This window comes from Sphingomonas sp. CARO-RG-8B-R24-01 (genome assembly GCF_022662295.1).
Taxonomy (GTDB): domain Bacteria; phylum Pseudomonadota; class Alphaproteobacteria; order Sphingomonadales; family Sphingomonadaceae; genus Sphingomonas.
The window spans coordinates 112,050-134,236 of sequence record NZ_JAKNQI010000010.1; the positions used below are offsets into that span (position 1 = coordinate 112,050).

The 22,187-nt window shown below is 65.0% G+C and carries 17 protein-coding genes and 1 pseudogene; 14 read left to right on the forward strand and 4 right to left on the reverse strand.

All coding sequences use genetic code 11. The features are described 5' to 3' along the window. Nucleotides 1-39 precede the first annotated feature (39 nt). Nucleotides 40-1,347 (forward strand): MBL fold metallo-hydrolase, encoded by a 1,308-nt coding sequence (locus L8G49_RS18140; RefSeq protein WP_242187156.1) that lies wholly within the window; start codon nucleotides 40-42, stop codon nucleotides 1,345-1,347. A gap of 15 nt (nucleotides 1,348-1,362) precedes the next feature. On the opposite strand, the gene L8G49_RS18145 is transcribed toward L8G49_RS18140, so the two are convergent. Both L8G49_RS18145 and L8G49_RS18150 read right to left on the reverse strand, forming a co-directional pair. After that, nucleotides 1,363-2,244 carry an ImmA/IrrE family metallo-endopeptidase gene (locus L8G49_RS18145; protein ID WP_242187157.1) on the reverse strand — a complete coding sequence of 294 codons (882 nt, stop codon included), beginning with the start codon at nucleotides 2,242-2,244 and terminating at the stop codon, nucleotides 1,363-1,365. Further along, on the reverse strand, nucleotides 2,241-2,669 hold the full coding sequence (locus L8G49_RS18150; RefSeq protein ID WP_242187158.1) for a helix-turn-helix transcriptional regulator: 429 nt from the start codon (nucleotides 2,667-2,669) through the stop codon (nucleotides 2,241-2,243). The genes L8G49_RS18145 and L8G49_RS18150 overlap by 4 nt, the downstream gene beginning before the upstream one ends. Nucleotides 2,670-2,739: 70 nt before the next feature. Here L8G49_RS18150 and L8G49_RS18155 point away from each other — a divergent pair, with 70 nt between their 5' ends. Together L8G49_RS18155 and L8G49_RS18160 are read left to right on the forward strand one after the other, a co-directional pair. After that, nucleotides 2,740-3,855 carry a hypothetical protein gene (locus L8G49_RS18155; RefSeq protein ID WP_242187159.1) on the forward strand — a complete coding sequence of 372 codons (1,116 nt, stop codon included), beginning with the start codon at nucleotides 2,740-2,742 and terminating at the stop codon, nucleotides 3,853-3,855. Next, nucleotides 3,852-6,095 carry a ThiF family adenylyltransferase gene (locus L8G49_RS18160; protein ID WP_242187160.1) on the forward strand — a complete coding sequence of 748 codons (2,244 nt, stop codon included), beginning with the start codon at nucleotides 3,852-3,854 and terminating at the stop codon, nucleotides 6,093-6,095. Before L8G49_RS18155 ends, L8G49_RS18160 begins: the two co-directional genes overlap by 4 nt. A 45-nt stretch (nucleotides 6,096-6,140) precedes the next feature. Here L8G49_RS18160 and L8G49_RS18165 read toward each other — a convergent pair whose 3' ends face one another. Both L8G49_RS18165 and L8G49_RS18170 read right to left on the reverse strand, forming a co-directional pair. Then, on the reverse strand, nucleotides 6,141-7,280 hold the full coding sequence (locus L8G49_RS18165; RefSeq protein WP_242187161.1) for a DUF2235 domain-containing protein: 1,140 nt from the start codon (nucleotides 7,278-7,280) through the stop codon (nucleotides 6,141-6,143). A gap of 165 nt (nucleotides 7,281-7,445) precedes the next feature. After that, nucleotides 7,446-8,342 carry a hypothetical protein gene (locus tag L8G49_RS18170; RefSeq protein ID WP_242187162.1) on the reverse strand — a complete coding sequence of 299 codons (897 nt, stop codon included), beginning with the start codon at nucleotides 8,340-8,342 and terminating at the stop codon, nucleotides 7,446-7,448. Between the two features lie 936 nt (nucleotides 8,343-9,278). Between L8G49_RS18170 and L8G49_RS18175 the strand changes: the two genes are divergently transcribed. The 11 genes and pseudogenes from L8G49_RS18175 (at nucleotide 9,279) to L8G49_RS18225 (ending at nucleotide 22,085) form a co-directional block, all read left to right on the forward strand. After that, on the forward strand, nucleotides 9,279-9,890 hold the full coding sequence (locus L8G49_RS18175) for a recombinase family protein (protein WP_242187163.1): 612 nt from the start codon (nucleotides 9,279-9,281) through the stop codon (nucleotides 9,888-9,890). A gap of 265 nt (nucleotides 9,891-10,155) precedes the next feature. Continuing rightward, nucleotides 10,156-11,079 carry a toprim domain-containing protein gene (locus tag L8G49_RS18180; RefSeq protein ID WP_242187164.1) on the forward strand — a complete coding sequence of 308 codons (924 nt, stop codon included), beginning with the start codon at nucleotides 10,156-10,158 and terminating at the stop codon, nucleotides 11,077-11,079. Nucleotides 11,080-11,213: 134 nt separating this feature from the next. After that, complete coding sequence (locus L8G49_RS18185) at nucleotides 11,214-11,411, forward strand: hypothetical protein (RefSeq protein ID WP_242187165.1); 198 nt, start codon at nucleotides 11,214-11,216, stop codon at nucleotides 11,409-11,411. Between the two features lie 76 nt (nucleotides 11,412-11,487). Then, nucleotides 11,488-15,693: a strawberry notch-like NTP hydrolase domain-containing protein gene (locus L8G49_RS18190; RefSeq protein ID WP_242187166.1), complete on the forward strand. Its 4,206-nt coding sequence runs from the start codon at nucleotides 11,488-11,490 to the stop codon at nucleotides 15,691-15,693. Between the two features lie 126 nt (nucleotides 15,694-15,819). Further along, the gene (locus tag L8G49_RS18195) at nucleotides 15,820-17,904 is read left to right on the forward strand and encodes a ParB/RepB/Spo0J family partition protein (protein WP_242187167.1); all 2,085 of its coding nucleotides are present in this window, start codon (nucleotides 15,820-15,822) and stop codon (nucleotides 17,902-17,904) included. Between the two features lie 134 nt (nucleotides 17,905-18,038). Further along, nucleotides 18,039-18,962 carry a zincin-like metallopeptidase domain-containing protein gene (locus L8G49_RS18200; RefSeq protein WP_242187168.1) on the forward strand — a complete coding sequence of 308 codons (924 nt, stop codon included), beginning with the start codon at nucleotides 18,039-18,041 and terminating at the stop codon, nucleotides 18,960-18,962. Nucleotides 18,963-19,347: 385 nt separating this feature from the next. Continuing rightward, nucleotides 19,348-19,983 carry a hypothetical protein gene (locus L8G49_RS18205; RefSeq protein WP_242187169.1) on the forward strand — a complete coding sequence of 212 codons (636 nt, stop codon included), beginning with the start codon at nucleotides 19,348-19,350 and terminating at the stop codon, nucleotides 19,981-19,983. Between the two features lie 33 nt (nucleotides 19,984-20,016). Then, a complete protein-coding gene (locus tag L8G49_RS18210; protein WP_242187170.1) occupies nucleotides 20,017-20,625 on the forward strand; it encodes a hypothetical protein in 609 nt (202 codons plus the stop codon). Between the two features lie 32 nt (nucleotides 20,626-20,657). Then, nucleotides 20,658-20,852, forward strand: a pseudogene (locus L8G49_RS18215) (hypothetical protein); the annotation flags it as partial. A 379-nt stretch (nucleotides 20,853-21,231) separates the two neighbouring features. Next, nucleotides 21,232-21,543, forward strand: coding sequence for a hypothetical protein (locus L8G49_RS18220; protein WP_242187171.1), 312 nt, complete (start codon nucleotides 21,232-21,234; stop codon nucleotides 21,541-21,543). 44 nt (nucleotides 21,544-21,587) lie between these two features. After that, nucleotides 21,588-22,085, forward strand: a complete 498-nt coding sequence (locus L8G49_RS18225) for a hypothetical protein (RefSeq protein ID WP_242187172.1) — start codon at nucleotides 21,588-21,590, stop codon at nucleotides 22,083-22,085. The last annotated feature ends 102 nt before the right edge of the window (nucleotides 22,086-22,187 follow it).

Genomic DNA, 22,187 nt, shown 5'->3' on the forward strand with positions numbered 1-22,187 from the left:
GACTGCCATCTGGTCACGATAATGCAGAACGGAGACCCCGTGTTCCGCATTCTCATCGACTGCGGCGTCTATCAGACGACATCGGGCGGCGCGGACTTCATCCGGCGCTCCGTGCGTGACGTCATCGATGAAACGGGCGGGCACGTCGACGTGCTGGCGGTGACGCACGAGCATTGGGACCATGTCTCCGGGTTCAACCAGGCGCGTGACCAGTTCGCGCTTCCAGGCGAACCCGCGGCCGCCGACAAGCTGAGCGTCGGGGAGGTCTGGATGGGATGGACGGAGGATCCCGCCGACCCCGTGGCGCAGCGGATCGGCCGGGAGCGCGGGGAGGCGATCAGACGCGTTGCAGCGGCCGCCGAGGCGGCGAAGAGGTACGGCGCCGCTTCGCTCGCAAGCGGCCTGGACGGCGTGCTCGGCTTCTTCGGTGGCGCTCGTCGCACGACGGCCGATGCGCTGGAGACCGTGCGTTCGCTCGCGACCGCTCCCCGCTACTGCCGGCCGAGCGATCCCCCGCGACGGCTGGTGGAAGGGGTGACGAGCTACGTTCTCGGACCGCCGCTCGATCCGGCCGCGCTCTACCGCCTCAGCGACGACAGCGAGACGTACAGCATCGAGTCGCCGCGGCCAGCGCAGGCGCTATTCGACGCGGTCGACGGAGTTAACGGCAAAGGTGCACGCGACGATGCACGGCCCTTTCACCGGCGGCAGGAGATTCCAGCCCCATTCTTCGAAGCAGGAACAACCCCGATCGCCCATGAGGAACCGGACTTCTTCGAGCGTGCATATTGGGGCGAACCCGTTGAATCCGGCGATCAGCAGTGGCGGCGGATCGACCACGACTGGCTGGGGGCATCGCGCGAATTCGCCATCAAGCTCGACAACGCGACGAACAACACGAGCCTCGTCATCGCGCTCGAGATCGAGAAGTCGCAGAGGACGCTGCTCTTCGTCGCCGACGCGCAGGTCGGCAGCTGGCTGTCATGGGGCGGGCTCACCTGGGATCTCGGTGCTCGCAAAGTCACCGGCGCCGATCTGATCGCGCGCACCGCCTTCCTAAAGGTGGGGCACCACGGAAGCCACAACGCGACCCTGCGCGGCCAGGGCCTGGAGCGGATGAAGGACCTCATAGCCTTCATCCCGACCGACGAGACCCTGGCGAAGAAGGTGGGGTGGGGGAGAATGCCACTGCCGAACCTGGTCGGCGCGCTGGAGCGGCAGGCCGACGGCCGAGTCGTGCGGACGGATCAGGACTTCGCGGCCAACGAAGGCGCTTCTCCCGAACTCCGGGCATTCGCCAAACGGCTCACAATGACCGACCTCTATTACGAGATCGAAATTGGATGACGACGGGCCCGTCGATCAGCGACCGAAACGTGGCGTCCAGCGGTCAACCAGATCGCGCTGCTCGGCCTCGGGGTCGTCGTCTTCGGGTTCATCGGCCGACGCGCAGGTCAGCAGCGTGAGCACACGTCCATAGCCTCCCAAGCCGATCGCTTCCTCGCGCCCGTGCACCCGACCTTCGCAATCGTACCAGTCGGCAATGTCGACATCCGCATCGCGCCTCCCGGCGCGAAGAACCGCACCGCCGTCGCCTGCGAGCAACGCGGACACCGACCCTGGTGGCAGACGGTCGCCGCGTTTAAGCCAGCCGCGCCGGGCGTGCGGTTTCATCGCCTCGGACATCTGGCAGTATTCGATGGTCCCGCCGCGGCTGACGACAAGCGCCATGGGGTCGTGGCTCATCTCGGCGATGCGCAGACCGGTCGCGCTGAGTGAGGTCTGGAACGCATCGGCTATCTCGGTGAGGAGATCGAGGCAGAGCTCACGTCGCGTCAGCAGCGGCCGTAGCAGCGCTCTCGGCATTAGCAGCCCGGAAGCGAAGGCGTCGGCCTCCTGCTCGAACGGGTCCGGCGATCCCTGGCCGGCACGGCTCACATGCAGGCCGGTCGACAGGAGCTGATCGCAGTGGCCGTCGAGGAAGTAGTGGCCGAGCTCGTGCGCGACGCTGAACCGCTGGAAACCGATGCTCGCCACGTTCGTCGAATAGAGGATCCCGAAGGAGTCCCCATGACGAAGCAGCATGCCCGAGACCCCCTCGACTTCGGCCGGCTTCGCCTGCACCTCGATCCCGTGTTCCTCGGCGATCGCGAACGGATCGACCGAGGGTGCGACGATCCCCATCTCGGTGACGATCGCCTCCGCCCGCTGCTTGGCCAGCTTGAGACGACTCGCGAGGTTCAAGGTTCTCCTTCCCCACCGTCACGATCACGCGAACGCTTGGCCAGCATCTCGAGAAAGCTGTCCGCCAGTTCGCGGTCGCTCGAACTCAGATTCGCGACATGGCGAAAGAGCGGGTCGGCAGCCGTCGATCGCGCCATGTCCTCGGTGCGTCCCAGCAGATAGTCGGTCGTGACCTGAAGCGCGTTCGCGAGGCGTCGAAGGTTCTCGAACGACGGCTTGCGCGCACCGCCCTCGAAATGGGCGATCGAACTCTGTGGCAGGCGCGACTTGGTGGCCAAGGCGGTCTGGCTGAGTTCCCTTGTCTCCCTCGCTGTCCGCAGGCGACCCGGAAACGGATCGTCTGGGCTCTCATCGGTTATGGCGATTTCGCTATACTCCACTTGACGATTCACTATCTGGGCCTCATATACCGCCATAATCTGCATGGTAAACCCGCCATAGGCAAGGCCACACCGTCCAGACGTCGTTCGTCTCGTCGCAAGAAAGGGTCTCACCATGCACAACGTCACATTCTTCAACGTCGGAAACGCCGATTCCTGTCTGATCAAGCTCAAGAACGGCCGCACGGCAATGTTCGACTTCGCCGACATGCGGGACCCGGCGGATGCCAAGGACAAGCGCTGCGACCTCGAGGCGGAACTGCGCGACCGGCTCGGTGACGAGAAGGAGATGGACGTAGTCGCGTTCACCCATCTCGACCGGGATCATACCCGGCGGGCCACCGAGGTGTTCCATCTCGATCACGCGAAGAAGTATCAGGGTGAGGGCCGCATCCGCATCAAGACGCTCTACGTCCCGGCCGCCGCCATCCTCGAAGAGGGGCTCGAGGACGAAGCCCGGATCATCCGGCAGGAGGCGCGCCACCGGCTCATCGAAGGCAAGGGCGTGCGCATCTTCTCGCGCCCGGAGACGCTCGACGGCTGGCTCCTCGACCACGGCATCGACCCGGACACGCGGCGCAACATGATGAGCGACGCCGGCACCCTCTGTCCCGAGTTCAACCTCGCGGCCGACGGCATGGAGCTCTTCGTGCATTCGCCCTTCGCCGAGCACTGCACCGATGGCACGCTGGTGATCCGCAACGACGCCGCGATCTTCATGCACGCGACGTTCCTCGTGGAAGGCGAGAAGACGCGGATGATCCTGTCCGCAGACGTGACCCACGGCGTGATCGAGGACATCGTCCGCGTCACTCGCGCGAATGGCAACGACGATCGTCTTCTGTGGGACATCAACAACATTCCGCACCATTGCAGCTATCTCTCGCTGTCCGACACAAAGGGGACCGAGAAGACCGTGCCGAGCGAGCGGCTCAAATGGCTGTACGAGACCCAGGGGCAGGTGGGCGGTCTGATCGTCTCGACCAGCTGCGAGATCCCGCACGGCGACAGCACGCAGCCGCCCCATCGGCAGGCGGCGAACTACTACAAGGGCGTCGCCAAGTCGAAGAGCGGCTCGTTCCTTGTGTCGATGGAGACGCCGAACACCGCGAGCCCCAAGCCGATGGAGATCGAGATCCGGCGCACGGGCGCTACGTTGCGCAAGGTCGTGCTGACGGCGACCGGCGCGCTTCTCGGGAACGCCGCGCCGCGTGCGGGTACGCCTCGGTGAGCGACGAAGGCGTCCCCGCGCTGCGCGCTCGCCGGGCGCGCGACTTCGCCACCTACCTGCGCACGGTGACGGAATATCCCTACGCCACGCTCATCTCGATCGAGGCCGAGGGACCGTATGACGCCGTCATCATCGACGTCGAGCCCGAACTCCCGCAGCGCCGGGTCGTCGACATCCGCGACCACGAGCGGATCAGGATCGAATTCGATCTCGAAGACGCGGATGTGCCGCGCGCCTTCGCGGAACGCGACGATTTCCCCCTCGGTCTCGTCCATACGAACTACAGCTCGCGCGACATGCGGTGCTGGCTGTGCCTGTGGGAGGAGAGCTGGTCCGAGGCGAAGGCGCGTCTCGATCCGGAGACGCTTCTCATCAGGTTGCGCACCTGGCTCGAACGCACCGCGAAAGGCGAGAACCACGGCGACGGCCAACCGCTCGAGCCCCTTCTTCAGAACACCTCAAGTACGCTGATAGTGCCGCCCGGGGGAACCGAAGGCGGCGAGCCGTTGGTGGCGATGGGGATCGATCAGAGCGCCGGCGTCAAGGTGGTTCGCCTGGGGGTCGGAACAGGCGCGCCGGCCCACCAGAGGATCCGCATCTTCGAGGTGGACGCGCCGTCTTCCGTGCATCGCGCTTTCGCGCTGATGCCCCGGACGCTGGCCGCGCTGGACGCGATCGCCGAGAGCCTGGGCGCGGGCTTTATGCAACGGCTTCGCGATTGGCTCCGAAAACCGGAACTCGATAGTTCGGCGTCGATCCTGATCGTGCTGAAACTGCGGACTGCCGCCTCCGCCGACGGCGGAGCCGAAGAGGTCGATGTCAGGGCGTTTGCGCCCAATCTCAGCGCGGGCGACCTAGGCGTCGCGCTGGGCGTCATGTTTCCCGGCGTGGACGGCGGGAAGCCGGTTCCGCGGCTGACAGCGGGAGATTGCGTCCCGGAATCCGTCGGCATCGAGCCGTGGCGGGTCATCCAGCGCCTCGACCGTGCCGCCGCCCGCACCCTGTCGGGGAGCCCGGGGGCGGGTGACCGACGCATCCTGGCGATCGGAGCCGGAGCGATCGGATCGAACATCATCGATGCGGCGGCGAGGACCGGAAGCGCCACCTGGACCATCGTGGACGACGATGTCGTGTTTCCGCACAACACCGTTCGGCAGGCCCAGGGGGACGCAGACGTCGGCACCGCTAAGGCGACCTCGCTCGCCAACCTGGTGAACGCCCGACTGGCCGAACCGGTCGCGACCGCGATCGTCGCCAACGTCCTCGCACTTGGCGACCAGGCGGAAGCGCTGCACCAGGCAGCGGCGTCCGCAGATCTCGTCGTCGACCTCACCGCCTCACCCGTCGCGCTGCGCGCCTTAACCGCCATGCCCGGCCTTCGTCGCGCAGCCAGCCTATTCTTCGGGCCGGACGGCAGCGATCTGGTGCTTCTCGCCGAGGACGGCGAGAGGACGATCCGGCTCGACGAGCTCGAGGCGCAATACTTCTGGGCAAGCGCACGCATGCCGGATCTCGAGGGTCATCTCGATACCGGCCGGCTGGACTTCGTCCGCTATGCCAACGCCTGCCAGGACCTGACGCGTCCATTGCCGCCCTGGAAGGTGCTGACACTCTCGGCCATAGCCGCGCGGCAGCTCGAGCTTCTGGAAACCACGGCGTTGGCCTCCATCACGGTCTGGCGGCTGAACGACGCGAGCGCCGAGATCGAACGCGTCGACGTGCCGGTCGCCGCGCCCAGGCGTGCGCAGCTTGGCGAGTGGCGGGTGTCGGTCTCCGATCATGCCGAAAAGACGATGGACCTGCTCCGCCGCGCCGCCCTGCCATCGGAGACCGGCGGGGTCCTGCTAGGGGTTGTGGATCTCGATCGCCGGACGGTGCACGTCACCGGGGTGCTGCCCGCGCCAGCCGACAGCGAGCACGGACCCGCGTTCTTCGTCCGCGGAGCAGCCGAGCTCCGAAGCGACGTGGAGGCGATCATTCGCCGATCCGCCGGCGTCCTCAGCTATGTCGGGGAATGGCATTCACATCCCAAGCGAGCCGAAACTCAGCCAAGCGACGACGACGAGACGCTCTTCGCGAAGCTGCATGAACGGATGGGTCCGACGGCCAAGCCATACTGCATGTCCATCATCGGCGACGCGGGATTGTGGATACGTATGGCCTCGTCCCGCGCGGTGGCCGGCGAAGCCCTGTGGGAGCGACGGTTCTTCCATAAGTTGCGGTCGACAACCTCGGGATAACAATATCACCGCGCGCGGAGCTGGGGAGCGGGCAGCAAGCCGCTATCAGGAAGGGAAGTCATAGGCGGATAAGACCGCGGAAAGCTTGATCGCGCCGGGTGGCAGGCGGTACCCAGGAATTTCCCACGCGACGTCATGCACGACAGGAGTCGGCGGCAGCGAGCGACGGCGGAACAGATTGGCGCGCCATTCCCAGCGCCCTTTCTCATAGTTCCAATGCTTCTTCGGCACGAACTCGGTCAGCGCCCAAGTCCACGGTTGCATGGCGTAGTGGACTTTCGCGTCGGCCGCGCGCGGCGCATATGGTCCGGGCGCGAGACCGAGCACCTCCTGCAGTCGGCCTTCGTCAAGAAGGAGACCTGCCTTCTGGGCCTCCCGCGCCATCCATTCGAGCGGATATTTCGAGATGCCGCTCTCCGCTTCGGGCCAGCCGCCGCCGACGTCGCAATGCGTTCCCGGGAACCAGACCTCGCGTATGTCGCGTCCCGCGACCTGCTTGAACCAGTTGACCCGGAAGAATCCGCGGCGCTCGTCCAACGCCTTCGCATGGCGCACGGTCTTTACGTCCGGATTGTCGCGCGCGAAAGGTATCGTGAGCGGGCTGCCGATCCAGCCCACAGAATTTACCGTGTCCCAGACGCCGAGGAAATGTGTCTGGCAATCCCTGCTCGAGATCGTCTTCTTGAAGTCCCGCGCCAGCTGCGCGCACTCGTCGAACGGCGCGCCGTCCTCTGCCTTCGCGATCGCCCAGAGCATTTCGACGGCGTACGGGACGAGCGGATCGTTGCCCTGCATGGCCAGGCCGTAGAGATGCAGCATCGCGCTCAGCACGCGCGCCGTGTATGCGCCGCGGCTGAACCCGAAGATGTAGACGTGGTCGCCCTCCTGGTAGGTATCCATCAGGAAGCGGTAGGCGTCGGCGACATCGTCCTGCAGCCGGTAGCCGAACGCCAGGCCCGCGGTCCTCGCGATCCAACCGCCGGTCCTCGTGCCTATGCCGTTTGGCGCGCGCGTGCCGATGCCGGGATGATAGTACACCGCTTGGGTCGCCTCGTTCTTCACCAGCGCGTGGAAGAGCTTGATGACGCTGGTGCGGTCCTTCGAGAACTGATTGGAAGTGCCGTCGCAGCAGACGACCAAATTGCGAGCCAAGGCATTCCTCCTTTTGATGACGAGCCGGGTCATCGAGATCGGCGCATGCAACGATGATGCAAGCCCGCCCGAACGGCAATCGATCTTAGCCAGCACCTGAATTGCTGGCAGTCGGTGGCAGATAATCGCCAGTCAACGTTCGGTTTCTTGGATAAAGAACGCATGACTTGCGGAATAAATCCTGCACGAGCCAACGGCCTACAACGTATACTCGGTCTCAACAGTTATGCTGCCGGCGTAGTTATCGAAGGTCGAGCGGTCTTCCTGTATGAGCGCTTTATTCGCGTATGTGGGATTGGATACGTAAAAGTGTACCTTGTCATCCAGAAGCTCCATCGTGATGTCTCCCGCCATGTTCTGAGTGACCGTCTTGTACCCTGTGTAGTAGTGAAGGTGCCTCGAGGGTGCCTCTCCGATGACGATGATCTGCGGATCCAGCTGCTTGAGCCAGCTGTCCGGGATCTTGCCAGATGCCCGCCCATGATGTGAGGCGAAGACGATCGTCGTCTTGGTTAGTTCGATGTGGTCGGTGATCGCCTCCATGAACTTCGTCTCCAGATCGCCAAGCCACAGCACGCTTGCGCCGTCCTTCAGGGTGTACCGGATGACGGCGGATATGTTGTTCGGGCTACCGCCGTCGGCGGCGTCCGCAAGCGCTGCCTTGAAGTCTGCATTGGCGGTGTCAGGCCAAAGTACGTTCAGTCCAGACGAGCTACGCTCGTCGGAGCTCTGGTTCATCCATTTCCGGCTGCAGCCTTTGTAGATTTTGAAGGCTTTGGATCCGTCGCGAAGTTCGCAATAGCGAGTGAAGGAGTCAGTTCCCGAGTCCTTCGTTGCTTGATTGGCGACCACGTAGAAGTTGTGGATGGGCATGGCATCGTCGAGAAGCTCGATGCCGCCGAAATGGTCACCATCCGGGTGCGTGGAAATGAATCGGGTGATCTCCTTGCCGGCGCTCTGTGCTTTAAGCTCCTTCACGATGCCTGGCAGGTTTTCTTCGGTCACGTTGCAATCGATGATGGAAAAATTTGAACTGCCGTGAGTGATGTAAAACATATCGCCTGTGCCGACAGACAGGCTCTTGATGACCGACATACGTCCCCCTTTTTGTGACTATTTCTGTGTGCCCCATGCGTTATGCGACAGCGGCGGCTTGCCACAACCGAAGAGGGCGCTGTCAGAAACAGAAATCGGCGTCCAAGACCTTGAGACTACGCCGATTGGCTTTTCGTTCTTCCCAGCGAGATTGACCGCTTGGGGCTGGGCGTCAAGACAAACGGCTATCAGTAGGACAACGCGCCTCGCAACGCCCGGAGCATCTGATGTCGAGGAAGTGATTGATCGTGTTCGGCGAATGCGGGCATTCTGATGATTGAAAGCGGCGATTCTGGTTTACACTACGGCGGACGTTTAAGCCTGGTCCCACACGAGCTTCACGAACAGCAGGTTACGACGATCGACACCCGTAAGCGGAATGGCAGTTATCCACCCTCGGCAGGGGTTCGAAGCCCCTGCCCGGCTTGATTGATGTATGACCGGAATCCGTTTCACGGCGCTCGAAAGCGGACGGACGCTCACCACCCAAAATGACGATGCAGCCCCCTGCCCCGCTGCCTGAACGAACGTCCGCTTACGCCGTTCGCCTCCCCAAAGCGGACGGGCGGCTTTCCACCAAGATCACCTCGAAAGCGGCCGGTCCGCGCACCACCAAGGATTTATGGCATGCCGGCTTCGGTGGCATACGGCTAACACGCATGGAGCGAACAGCCACTGCGTTCGGCAACAGCTACGATTGGCGCATTGCCGATCGTTCGCTCGATCCGCCTGCTCGGCGGCTTCCGTCAGGACCGGACATACAACGACGCGAGATTGAACGACCGGCTCTGGTCCATCCGTGCGTGCCTCAAGCGGCGTCTCTACCGATTTAGCGCCGCCATCTCCGCTGCGGGCGCGATTGCGCGCTTTCTTGAGCAGGACGCTTCTTCAAGCTAGGTTAACGGGATTCTCGATGATGGATCCACGAAGCCAGATATGCCCCGCGTTTTCGGCTACGCACGTCCAACGTTCACAAATCCCGACCCGAAGACTCACGCCACCCAACTAAGCGAGGCCGGCGCGGAGCGGTTATTTGTGGAAACAACCACCGGGCGTGCTCCGCGAAGCATGAAAGCTCGCAGGGAACTCTTTCAGGAGCTCAGGTCCAAAGACACGCTGATCGTGCCGGGCCTCGACCGGCTCGGCTTCAATATCGATGACATTCTCCGGTCGCTCGCGGGACTCGTCGAAAAAGACGTCAACGTCCGCTTACTCGACGCAGAAATCGAGACCGAGGGGTCCGGCCGCGATGGGTATCGTTCGCTGCTCGCCGCCATCAAGACCGCCAGCAGCGCTCTGCACAGCGAACAAGCCAAGGTCGACATTGCGCGTGCCAAGGCCCGCGGGGGAAATCCGGCGGGTGGCAGAGCAAAGCTCACCGACGATATGTGGCCGGACGTTCGAGCCCGGTTAAAGACGACAAAGGTGAAGGTCCTGGCGCACGAACTCGGCGTGGCCCGCCAAACACTCTGGAACTTTCGCCGACGCTGCCAGCGTCTCGCGACGCCCCCTGTCGGTCCGGAGCAACGAATTTCGGCGAAACCATAAGATATCCATCGCGGGCTCCCCGACTTTTGGATGGTCGGACACGCCCGGGTCACTGAGCCCCGCCCGCGCTCGCGATCTGATCCTCGGCCCGCGCAGCCAGACCCGGTTTCGCCGGCCACCACGCTGACAATCTCATCTCCGACGATCCGTCACGACCGCCAATCGGGTGGACGTCGACGCGAATGCGCCGCTCGTGGCACTATCCCAATAAATTTCAGAGGTGAGGATGCCGACGACCTTCGGTCAATTGTAACCGGAGCCCAGAATGACCGAGCTATACAAGACCCACAGGACGATCTCTATGGCGAGACTACCACTGGAAGCCGAAAGCCGGGCCAGAAACATCGTCGAGCAACTCGGCGGTGTCTGGCGCGGCAATCGCGGGGAGTGCCGCTGCCCCGCGCACGATGACGGTACACCAAGCCTGTCGGTCCGCCTCGGCGACACCGCCATTCTCTTCCACTGCTTTGCCGGTTGCACGACCGTTGAGGTGATGAAGGCACTCGAGCGCAAGAGGCTGCACGACCGGACTGCGGTCGAAATGCCCGAGAGCATGCCCAAGCGCGACATGAGCGCTCTTGCGCAACGCCTTTGGAAAGCGAGCAAACCAATCGCCGGCACGCTCGCAGAAGATTACCTTGTTGCCCGGGGCCTCTCTGCGCCTTTCCCGAAAACACTTCGCTTCAACCCCGCGACCATCCTGGGGTCCGGTGCCGACAAGCGGATCATGCCCGCGATGATCGCCGCGGTCGAAAATGACCTGGGATTGGTCGCTGTCCAGCGCACTTTCCTCGATCCAAGCGACATTCTTCACAAGCCCATCCCGAAACCAAAAGTCTCTCTCGGGGTGCTCGGCACCGCTGCTATCCGGCTCGGGCCGGCGACAGATGAGTTGGGCCTCGCCGAGGGTATCGAGGACGCACTGTCGGCGACTTTATGGTACGGCACCCCCACTTGGGCGCTGGGCGGCGTCGAACGGCTCGCGTTCGTCGCCATCCCGGAGAAGGTCCGTCGCGTAATCGTTTATGGCGATCGAGGCCAAGCTGCCGAACGCTTGCTCGAGAAAGCGCGCGACCATCTGACCGCTGGTGGTCGGGATCTTATCAGCCGTATACCGCGTCGCTATGACGACTGGAACGATGCTTGGCGTGCGCATCTGAGAAACAGGAGTCGAAAACCGACTGGTTGACGGTGCGCTCAACGGGGGCTGCGCCACCATCGTCGCGCTGGATCTCATTGCCTTCCCGCGCCCATCTTCATCAATACTGCGAGACCGCGTATTGCTGCTTCGATGTCAGCCCTCCGCGACGCGAGCCGACCGCAATGATCGATCCAACACCTCTGGTGCTGATGAAAATGGCGCTGGCATTGCTCGACGAAGGAGGTGAGCACGCCTCCCTCACCGCCTGTCATCTGCAGGCTGCGGTCGACGCTGCCAGCGCGGCACATCCCATGCAGGGCGGCGAGATGCTTCCGGACGAGCGCTTGTTTCCCCTCAAACGACCTTCAGTCCGCGCATAGGCTCTCGTTAGAGGAGAGGAGGCCTTCGGCTTGTTGATCCGGTGATGAGCACCGGGCGACAAAATGGAGGCCCTCGATGCGCACCTCAGCCGCAGCTCTCGAACCCGATTTCACCGAACCGTCGATCACCGCAGCTAAGGCCGTCTGGGCCCTCTTGCGTCAGGGCAAGGGGCTGGACCGCCCTGCCCTGCTTTGGGCGATGGAAGCCGCCTATGGCACGTCCGCAGCCGATGGACGCTGGTCACTCCGTGACGCTTATGACGTGCTGGAGCTGGCCCAGGTCCTCCACGTCGCTACTGCCGACCTGCCCGCAGATCCGACGGATTGCCTTGCCGCGCTGACCGCGCTGACCGCGTCGCTCCCGACCCACACCGTCCGCAGCGAGGAGCAGATCGCCCTTCAGCAATTCTCGACGCCGGCACCGATCGCTCACCTCGCGGCGCTCGCCGCTCGCATCGCGCCCACCGATATGGTTCTTGAACCTTCCGCCGGCACCGGCCTCCTCGCCGCCTTCGCGCGCCGAGCCGGCGCCAGTCTCATTCTCAACGAGATCGATCCCGCGCGCGCCGAGATGCTGGCAGCGGCGTTCCCCGGCACTGTCGTCACTCGCCACGACGGCGAGCTGATCCACGACCTGTTGACACCAAGCATTCGGCCCACCGCGGTCCTCATCAATCCTCCCTTCTCGCGAAGCGTCGGCCGTCATGCCGACCCGCTGGCAGCATTCCGGCACCTTCGCGCCGCGCTTATGCGGCTCGCTCCCGGCGGTCGCTGCGCCGCCATCCTCCCCGATCGTGTCGACACATCGAGCCGCGCGTGGGTCAAGGCCACGGAGGGGTGCGGCCTCACCCTGCACCTCCTCCTGCCCGCCAATGCCTATGCGAAGCATGGCACCGGCCAGGCCGTGAAGATCATGGTGCTGGAGAAAGGTGCTCCGGGAGGTGCTGACCTCGCCGAGTGCGACACGCTGGAGACGGCCGTCGCGCACGTCACCGACACGCGTACCGCAGCCGCCCCGGCCGCGCTTTCCCGGCCGATGCGCACCAGCTCGCCCTCGCTGCTTGGGGGCTTGGCCACCCGTCCACGCCTCTCGTCTCCGCAGGCTTGTCCGATCGTGTCGATCGCAGCCCGCGACATCGACTACGCGGTCTTGGATGAACCGGCCCCCTATGGGGAAGCCGTCGGGGTTTACCTCCCCTACCGGCCGAGCCGGATCGCGATCGGCTGCGCTTCCCAACACCCAACCGCGCTCGTGGAATCGATTGCGATGGGGTCGATCACCGCGCCGCGACCGACCTACCGTCCGCAGCTTCCCGCCCGCGTCGTCGACGACAAGGTCCTGTCGGACGCACAGCTCGAAACGCTAGTCTATGCCAGCGATGCTTTCGAGCGCAACCTGCCCGGTCGCTTTCTCCCCGCCGAGGAGGGCCTGTCGCTGACGCCCGACGCTGCGGGCAAGCCCTATCGGACCGGCTTCTTCCTCGCCGATGGCACCGGCGCCGGCAAAGGCCGCCAGGTCGCGTCCATCATCCTCGACCAATGGCTGCGCGGTCGCCGCAAGCATGTCTGGATCTCCAAGACCGAGACGTTGCTGGAGGACGCGCGTCGCGATTGGACTGCGGTCGGCGGTCTCGCCCTCGACATCCAGCACCTCAACCAGTGGAAGCTCGGGACGCCGGTTGGCGCCGGTGAAGGCGTGCTGTTCCTCACCTACGCGACGCTTCGCTCCAATCGCGGGGACAAGGGAACGCGCCTACGCCAGATCCTCGATTGGCTCGGCGACGACTTCGTCGGCATGATCGTATTCGACGAGGCTCACGAGATGGCGGGCGTCGCTGGAGGCGAAAGCCGCTTCGGCAGCAAGGATGGGTCGGACCAGGGTATCGCCGGCGTCCGCCTGCAGAACCTCCTCCCCCGCGCCCGCGTGCTCTACGTCTCCGCGACCGGCGCCTCCGACGTCAACAATCTCGCCTATGCGACACGGCTTGGGCTGTGGGGGCCGGGTACGGCGTTCGCCGATCGCAAGGCGTTCGTCGAAAGCCTGCGCCGGGGTGGGATCGCGGCGCTGGAGCTGATCGCGCGCGACCTTAAGATGCAGGGGCTTTATGCCGCGCGCGCGCTCAGCTTCGCCGGCGTCGAGTACGACATCCTGGAACACCGGCTCACTCCCGACCAGATCGGGGTGTACGACGCCTATGCCGATGCGTGGGCGATCATCCACGCCAACCTCCGAGCCGCGCTCGATGCGACCCGCATCACCGACAGCTTCTCGAAGGATACCTACAACAGCGGCGCCAAGGCCGCGGCGCTGTCGATCTTCGAGTCAACCAAGCAGCGCTTCTTCGGCCAGCTCCTGGTCGGCATGAAGCTGCCCTCGCTTATCCCCGCCATGCGAGAGGATCTCTATCGCGGCGACAGTGTCGTCATTCAACTCGTCTCCACTTCCGAGGCAATGCTCAATCGGGCGCTCGCCGGCCTCGACGCTCAGGAGCGAGCCAACCTCGACATCGAGCTGTCTCCGCGCGAATTCCTGATGGACTATCTGACCGCCGCTTTCCCGGTGCGGCAGATGAAGACCTTCGTCGACGATACCGGCAAGACCCGCTCGGAGCCGATGGTCGACCAGGAAGGCCGCCCTGTCCTGAGCCAGGAAGCCGTCCAGATGCGCGACGCCATGCTGGAGCAGCTCGGGGCGCTGCCGATCGTCGGTTCCGCGCTCGACCACATCATCGGGCATTTCGGCACGAACGCAGTCGCCGAGGTGACGGGACGCAGCCGCCGCATCGTCGTCGACATGGCAGGTCGCCAGCGGATCGAGAACCGCAGCCCCCGCGTCAATCTGGCCGAGACCGATGCGTTCATGCGCGGCGAGAAGAAGATCCTGATCTTCTCCGACGCAGGCGGCACAGGGCGCAGTTACCATGCCAGCCTCTCCGCCGAGAACCGCTCGCGCCGGATCCATTACCTTCTGGAGCCGGGCTGGCGCGCCGATGCCGCGATCCAGGGTCTCGGGCGCACGCACCGCACCCACCAGGCGTGCGCGCCGCTGTTCCGGCCCGTGTCCACCGACTGCCGAGGCGAACGCCGCTTCATCTCGACGATCGCGCGCCGGCTCGACAGCCTGGGCGCGCTCACCCGTGGCCAGCGCCAGACCGGGGGACAGGGGCTATTCGACCCGCGCGACAACCTCGAAAGCGATTATGCCAAGGAGGCGCTGGAGACCTGGTTCCGCTTGCTTGCCGAGAGCAAGCTGCGCTCCGTCAACTTCGGCGACTTCCAGCAGCTCACCGGCCTCGACCTCGAGGGCGAGGGTGGCGGCCTCAAGGAGGAACTGCCGCCCATCCAGCGCTGGCTCAATCGCATCCTGGCGCTGCGCATCGCGCTTCAGAACGCGATCTTCGACGAATATCTCGGCCTGATCGAGGCGCGCGTCGAAGCGGCCCGGGAAGCCGGCACGCTCGACGTGGGCGTCGAGAGCATCAACGCCGAGCGCATCATCATCCTCGACCGAACCGTCATCCGGCGAGATCCCGTCACCGGCGCCGAAACCGAGATCCTCCGGCTCGAAACGGAGGAACGCTACAAGCCGCTCGCACTCGATCGCGCGTTGCGGATCCTCGGCGACGATGCTCGGCCGATGGTCAACCGCAAGTCCGGCAAAGCGGCGATCCGGTGCAGCACCTACTCGCTGACCGATGAGGACGGAGAAATCGTCCGTCGTTACGAGCTGGTCCGCCCGACCCGGTCCGAGCGGATGCGCCAGGACCTGCTCCTGGAGACGATGTGGGAGGAGGCGAGCGAGGAGGAGTTCTCCGCGCTGTGGTCGGCCGAGGTGGAGGAAATGCGCGGCAAGACCCGCACCAGCACCATCTATCTCGTCACCGGCCTCCTCCTGCCGGTCTGGGACCGCCTGCCCGACGATCATGTGCAGGTGTGGCGACTGATCACCGACGACGGCCAGTCGTTCCTCGGCCGCCTCGTGCCAGCGCCGATCGTGCCGAAACTCGCGGAAGCCTTCGGGATCGCCGCGACCATCACCGTGTCGGGCGACGAAAGTGCCAAGCACGTCATGACCTCGGGCGAAATCACCAAGGTCGGTGCGTACCGGCTGAAGCGCAGCCTAGTCGCCGGCCAGCAGCGCCTTGAACTGCTCGATTGGCCGCACACGCGGCTCGCCGAGCTGAAGGCCGCAGGATGCTTCACCGAGATCATCCAGCACAAGACGCGCCTGTTCGTGCCCGTCGCACAGGCGGCTGCCGTCATCGACCGCATCGCGGGCTGATCCGACGCAGGGCTCCTTCCCCGCTCAGTCAAAGGGAGGGGAGGGAGCCTTCGGCTTTGTGAGCTTGATGAGCAGGCTCGCGCGACCGTCGGACAACGGCGCGCCATTCCAGATGGAGTATAACCGATGATCCAGTCCGTGAAGGTCAAGAACCTCTCGCTGTCGAAGGACAACGTGCGCAAATCCAACCGCGACGCCGGGATTGATACCCTCGCCGCCAACATCGCAGCCCAGGGGCTGTTGCAGAACCTGATCGTCACCCCGCTCAAGAAGGCAGGGCACTTCACCGTCAAAGCTGGCGGGCGTCGCCTGCGCGCGCTCCAGCTCTTGATCGAGCAGGGTAATCTGCCCGTCGACCATACCGTGCCGGTCCTCGTTCTCAGCGACGACGATAACGCGATCGAGGCGAGCCTCGCCGAGAACTTCCAGCGCGTGCCGATGAACCCGGCCGACGAATGCACTGCGTTCAATTTCCTGATCCAGAAGGGAATGACCGCCGAAGACGTCGCCAAGCGTCAGGGCGTCACCACCCGCTTCGTCGAGCAGCGCGTGCGCCTCGCCGAGCTGGCCCCGTGCATCTTCGAGGCGCTAGCGTCCGGCGAGATCAGCCTCGGCGTGGCACAGGCGTATGCCGTCACCGCCGACACCGATCGCCAGACCCGCGTCTTCGACCAGATGAAGAACGCCTACTACGGCAACCAGCCCGACAACATCCGTCGCGCCATCTTGAACGGCACCGTCAAGGCGAACGATGCCAAGGCGCGCTTCGTCGGCCGCGACGCCTATGTCGCCGCCGGGGGGCGGATCGAGGGCGATCTCTTCGCTGCCGAGGCAGGCGACGAGAGTTGGACCGACGTCGATCTCCTCGAGGAGCTGGCCGCCAAGAAGCTGGAAGCCGCAGCGGCCGAATTGGCGCAGGAGCAGGGTCTCGCGTTCGTGACGCCGATCGCCGCCACCAACGTCCCTTACGACATGGAGCGGCAGCTTCACGAGTTCCACGCCACGGGACGGGCCCTGACCGACGAGGAGCAGGCCCGGGTCGATGATCTGTCGGTCGAGAACGACGATCTGGTCCAGCAGCTCGAAGGCTCGCTGTCCGAGGGCACCCCGGAAGCCGAGGCGGCCAACGACCGTCTCGAGGAGATCGAGCGCGAGCTCGATGAGATCGACACCGCCCGCAAGGCAATCGACCCGGCGGTGAAGGCGCAGCTCGGCACGTTCGTCTACATCGGGGGTGACGGCCAGGCGCGCGTCCACACCCGCATGTTCAGCGAGAAGCCGGTGGTCGACCCCAACGCGCCGCCAGCCTCCACGCCGACCGGCAACGATGGCAGCGGCGCCGACGACGTGGATCACGGCCCCAAGCTCAGCGCGACGCTGGTCGACGAGCTGGCGACCCAGCGCCGCCAGATCCTCGTGGCGCACCTCGCGAGCGACCCGACGGTCGCGCTCGACCTGACCATCTTCCTGATGGCGCAGGACGTCGTGTTCGCGAACAACTACATCCGCGATCACTCGACGCTGAAGGCGAGCGCTGCGCAGATGCCGATCTTCACCTTCCGCGACGAGGCGTCGATGGCGTCGCAGACGATCGAGGATCAGCGCCAGCACCTCGACACGAGCTGGGCCGGGCATAACACCATGTCCGAACGCTTCGACGCTTTCCGGGCGCTGGACGATCAGGCCCGCGGCGCATGGGTGGCTTTCTCGATCGCGCAGACGCTGGAGCCGACCCTCAACGTAACCGAGGGCGGCCGCTCGAACGGCTTCCACGACCATCTCGGACGCATCCTGGGCATCGAGGTCGCCAACTGGTGGCGCCCGACGGCCGAGAACTTCTTCGGCCGCGTGAAGAAGGACGTCATGCTCGAAGCGCTCGAGGAGATCGGTGGTCCGATCCTTCGCGGTCGCTACAAGGACGCGAAGAAGAGCGAACTCGCCAGCACCTGCGCTTCGCTGTGCAACGGCCAGGGCATCGTCGAGGCGGAGATCCGCGAGAAGGCGACGGCCTGGTTGCCCGACGCCATGCGGTTCGATGCGCAAGAGAAGCCGGAACGCATCCGGGTCAACTCCACCTTCGTCACCGATGAGGGCGACGAGGAGCCGGAGCAGGACGACGATGACACTTCGGACGATCAGGAGCTCGCCGGCGACTACGAAGCCGAACGGCCGATCGACGACTCGTCGGAAGATTACAGCCAGGCGGCCTGACGCCTGACCTGCAGTTCGAGGCGACTGGGGGCGGTACTCTTCGGAGTGCCGCCCCTCTTTTTGCGTCCCGACGCCATGCCCGGCTCAAAGCCGGCGCGATCCGGGTCCGCCTCAACCAGCACAGGAGAATATTCGTGGCCAAGACCACCGACAAGCCCTCGCCCGCGGACATCATCACCAACACCATTATCGACAAGCTCGAAGCGGGGGTACGCCCCTGGGTCAAGCCGTGGCGGCCCGGGCTGGGCGGCCGCCCGCTGCGCGCGACGGGCGAGCCCTATCGCGGCATCAACTGCTTCTGGCTGTGGCTGGTCGCCGAGAGCGCCGGCTTCAACTCACGAATCTGGATGACCTACAAGCAGGCCCAGGCGCTCGGCGCACAAGTCCGAGAGGGCGAACGCTCGCAGATCGCCATCTTCTACAAGTCCTACAGCAAGACGGTGGAATCACCGATTTCCGGCGACGCCACGGACGAGATGCGGCGCGTGCTGCGCAGCTACAACGTGTTCAACGCCGACCAGATCGATGGCCTCCCCGATCGCTTCCGTCCCTCCCCGCTCAGCATCGTCCCACCGGCCGATACGCTGCCCGAGCGCGCGCAGCGCTTCGTGGACGCGCTCCCCGCCAACGTCCTCATCCGCGGGGATCGCGCTTTCTACGACCGGATCGACGACAGCATCACCATGCCCGCGGTCGAGCAGTTCTCGACCCGCGCCTATTGGGCATCGACGCTTGCCCATGAGGCTGGGCACTGGACTGGCCACCCCGACCGGCTCGCGCGCGAGTTCGGTAAGAAGTTCGGGGATGACGCCTATGCGTTCGAGGAGCTGTGCGCCGAGATGACGGCCGCGCTGCTCGGCGCGGACCTCGCGCTGCCCACCGCTCATCTCGACAATCACGCCAACTACATCGGTTCGTGGTTGCGCGTGCTGAAACGCGACAACCGGGCGGTGATGACAGCGGCCGCCAAGGCCGAGGCCGCTGCCGGCTTCCTGCTGCGCGCTACCGGCCTCGCCGGAGCAGAAGGATCCGACGAGCAGATCCGTGAAGCAGCCTGACCGTGCCCGCCGCCCCGGACCTCCGCGCCTACCGGCGCATCGTCGTCGCGCGCGCTCCCCGACTCCGACCTCTGCGCCGCGGGTGCCCGCAGCAGAGCACCCATCGCCACCTGAACATAAACCCGCGCGTGCGGCACCGCGCGCTCGATCAAGACGAGGACCTGGCGCTCCTGTTGGGTGAGCAGCGGCCGCGCCTGAACCCTGACGGCAGTTTTGCCGGAAAGCCGGTTCAACAGGATGGCGACGATCGCCACCACCATCAGTCCCATCACCCCCAGAATACCCATCAGACTGGTCGTCGCGTGTATTGTTCCACCCCAACTTAGAGGAGAGGGAGCCTTCGGCCTCCTGAGCGCGAGCGGCGCTCGTGAAGGAGGTTGGCCCCATGTTCTACGACACACTCTATCGCCACAACCAGGCGCTGTCCCCCGCCGGGCTCGAGACCATTCCGGCAGCGCTGCACGCCCTCAACGCCGCGGTCGACGACTGCCGGCGCGCCGGCAAGCCGATCGCCCACGACGCAGCGATCATTCTTCTGATCCGTACCCTGGCCGACGCTGCCGACCGGTCCGCGCCCAGCGCAAGCGAGCTGCGGCTTCGTTGCGTCGCTGACCGCGCCGCAGTCCTCGCCTCCCCTGCCCTTCTCGACATCGCTGGCAACAGCGTGGGCGGCGATTACCCCGCCAAGCGGACCTTCCACTGTCAGGCCCGCCGCGGTCTCGCCCGTCTCGCCGAGGCGATCGGCCTCGACCCGGACACCGCCCGCATCAACAGCGCTCTTGGCGCCGATTATGAGGACGGAACGACCGAGCTGCGTCACGCCGACATCGGCATCCGCGTCGTACCCCGCAGCTTCCTTCCCGATAGCGAGATCAGCTTCAATCGCTGCCGAAACGGGGAACCCGCCGGCAAGGTCCACCTCGCCCCGATCGCCGAGCTGCTCGATGCGGCCGCGTTCGCGCGCCGGCTCGCGGCGAAGATCGGCACCATCGGTACGGTCCCCCTCGCCGTCGCCGCCTGACCCTCCCCATCGTTTTCACGAAAGGACACCGCCATGGGATGGCTGTTCATGCGCGACCTCGGAGGCGATTCGACCCCGCGCGCCTACCTCGACAATCAATTCACCTACACCCGCGACGATCACCGTCTGACGGTGCTGGCCTCCTCCATGGTCGGCCACACCTATTACGCAGCGGCCGAGCGCGTCGAAACCGCCGGAGGCCGCCAAGTCTTCGCTATCGTTTGCCTGACCAAGACCAGCACCGGCGCGCGCGACGGCTGCACATTCGGGTATAAGAATATGACCGAGCATATGGGACCGTGCGAAAGCGAGTGCCCTGCCTCGATCCTCGATGAGCTGACGGGCATCGACAGCGAACACGCGAAGGCCTGGCGCGATCGCTGCCGGGCCAATCTCGTCAAGCGCAAGCTCCAGAACGCCAAGCCGACACCGAAGCCGGGACAGACGATCGTTTTTGACCAGCCCATGCGTTTCAGCGATGGCCAAGAGCGGACCCGTTTCGAGGTGGTCCCGAACCCGAAGGGGCGCACGCCGCTCTTCCGCGACCCCGCAACGTGGGCGATCTGCAGGATCCCCGCCTTCCGCAAGCGCGCCTATCGGCTCATCAACCCTGCCGTGATCCCGGCACGAGCGATGTCATGACAGCCACGTCAGACACGGCCGACGCGGCGGCCGAGGGCGAGTTCGGTTTCGTCCTCGCCACCCGCGACCCTGCCCACGGGCTCAGCTTCTGGAACAACGACTACGGGTTTGGCCCGCTGTTCAACGCCACCGTCTTCAGCGAAGCCGAAGCGGCCGAGTTCAGCGTGCCGATCGCCGACGACGAACCGGAATGGCTGGCGCTGCCAGCGCCCCTCTCCGCCTCCTGACACCATTTCATTAAGGGAGATCGCCATGCTCGACAGGGCAGCCGTACGCGCGCGTCTCGCCGAAGCGGGTGTGCCGGTCCCACCAAAATCGCGCTGTTCGTAGCGGCCGCAGCCGTCGGCGCTGTCCTCTCCTGGATCGCCTCGTTCGTCTTCACCGACATACCGTTTCTGATTGGACCGGCGATCGCTGTCAGATCCGCTTTAGTGTTGGTCTCTCACACGAGGCGCGAGTGGTGGTGATCTACATGCACCATCAGGCCCGCAGCCAAGGCGTCCAACTCGCTTTCCTGAAAGACCGACACCGATAACACTCCACTCATGAGGGGAGGAAGCCTTCGGATCGGTGAGCTTGATGCTCGCCATACGAAGGAGCCCCGTCATGCACAGCGTCGCCGTCTATTTCGTTCAACGTCTCTGTGGCGGCCCCGAGGAGGGTGGCTGGTACTACGAGGCCGGTGAACTTTGCACCGCCCCCGAGCTGACCGCCTTCGGCACGACATTCCCGGTCGGTCACGAAGACCGTGCCGTCAGGATGGCGGTCGAGGTTCAGGCGCATCTCGATCGCGACTGGAACGTCGACGATCATGCCCGCCCCCTCAGCAGCGTCCTGAGCGCCGGTCGCTACGTGGCCCAGGTCCACGATGGCTGGCCCCCTTTCGCCTTTCCAGCCGAACGCCCCCGCTACGAGTGACGGTGTGGGGTTCCCGATTGACCTGCCTTCAAGGAGTCGAACTGATGAAGACCTTCACCGTCCATTGCGAGTACCCTGCGCTGTATCGGAACGAGGTAACGGTCGAGGCGGAGGATACCGTCGCCGCCTGCCGGGCCGCCATCGATGCTGCCAATCACTCGGATGCCTGGAAGGGCATCGACTGGGAGCAAGCAACCTACGTCGTCGCGCTGACGCACGGGGCTGACGTCGATCCCTGGCAGCGCACTCCCGAGGGGGCTGATGCCTCCGCCCTGCCCGTCCCGCGCCTGTTCACGGATGTGGCGAAGCTCGCGGGCTACCCCGCGACCCGGAGCGAGGACCTGGTTCTCCAGCTCCGCATCATGGTCGATGCCATCGGTGACGATGGCAGGTTGCGGATCGACCCGAAGGCGATGGTCCGCCTGTGCGCCACGGCGAAAGCCATCCTGGACGACATCGATCGGTGCGGTCTGCCACCCAAGGGTCCGCGCAGCAACGAGGGAGGGTCTGCTCCCGCCTGTGCGTCACCCGAGGCCGGCTGAGCCTTCCCGCCAGAGGGATGCGGCACATGGGCCGCCGCGAGACGTCCGCAACCCCGAAAGACCGGGCCGTGTTGCCGCGTGCCGCGGCTGCCCGCTCCACCC

Bases quoted from the DNA above. Each gene is read 5' to 3' on its own strand.
- L8G49_RS18150 (WP_242187158.1), bottom strand. From the start codon at position 2,669: ATGCAGATTATGGCGGTATATGAGGCCCAGATAGTGAATCGTCAAGTG.
- L8G49_RS18155 (WP_242187159.1), top strand. From the start codon at position 2,740: ATGCACAACGTCACATTCTTCAACGTCGGAAACGCCGATTCCTGTCTG.
- L8G49_RS18165 (WP_242187161.1), bottom strand. From the start codon at position 7,280: ATGACCCGGCTCGTCATCAAAAGGAGGAATGCCTTGGCTCGCAATTTG.
- L8G49_RS18170 (WP_242187162.1), bottom strand. From the start codon at position 8,342: ATGTCGGTCATCAAGAGCCTGTCTGTCGGCACAGGCGATATGTTTTAC.
- L8G49_RS18175 (WP_242187163.1), top strand. From the start codon at position 9,279: ATGCCCCGCGTTTTCGGCTACGCACGTCCAACGTTCACAAATCCCGAC.
- L8G49_RS18180 (WP_242187164.1), top strand. From the start codon at position 10,156: ATGACCGAGCTATACAAGACCCACAGGACGATCTCTATGGCGAGACTA.
- L8G49_RS18185 (WP_242187165.1), top strand. From the start codon at position 11,214: ATGATCGATCCAACACCTCTGGTGCTGATGAAAATGGCGCTGGCATTG.
- L8G49_RS18190 (WP_242187166.1), top strand. From the start codon at position 11,488: ATGCGCACCTCAGCCGCAGCTCTCGAACCCGATTTCACCGAACCGTCG.
- L8G49_RS18195 (WP_242187167.1), top strand. From the start codon at position 15,820: ATGATCCAGTCCGTGAAGGTCAAGAACCTCTCGCTGTCGAAGGACAAC.
- L8G49_RS18205 (WP_242187169.1), top strand. From the start codon at position 19,348: ATGTTCTACGACACACTCTATCGCCACAACCAGGCGCTGTCCCCCGCC.
- L8G49_RS18210 (WP_242187170.1), top strand. From the start codon at position 20,017: ATGGGATGGCTGTTCATGCGCGACCTCGGAGGCGATTCGACCCCGCGC.
- L8G49_RS18220 (WP_242187171.1), top strand. From the start codon at position 21,232: ATGCACAGCGTCGCCGTCTATTTCGTTCAACGTCTCTGTGGCGGCCCC.
- L8G49_RS18225 (WP_242187172.1), top strand. From the start codon at position 21,588: ATGAAGACCTTCACCGTCCATTGCGAGTACCCTGCGCTGTATCGGAAC.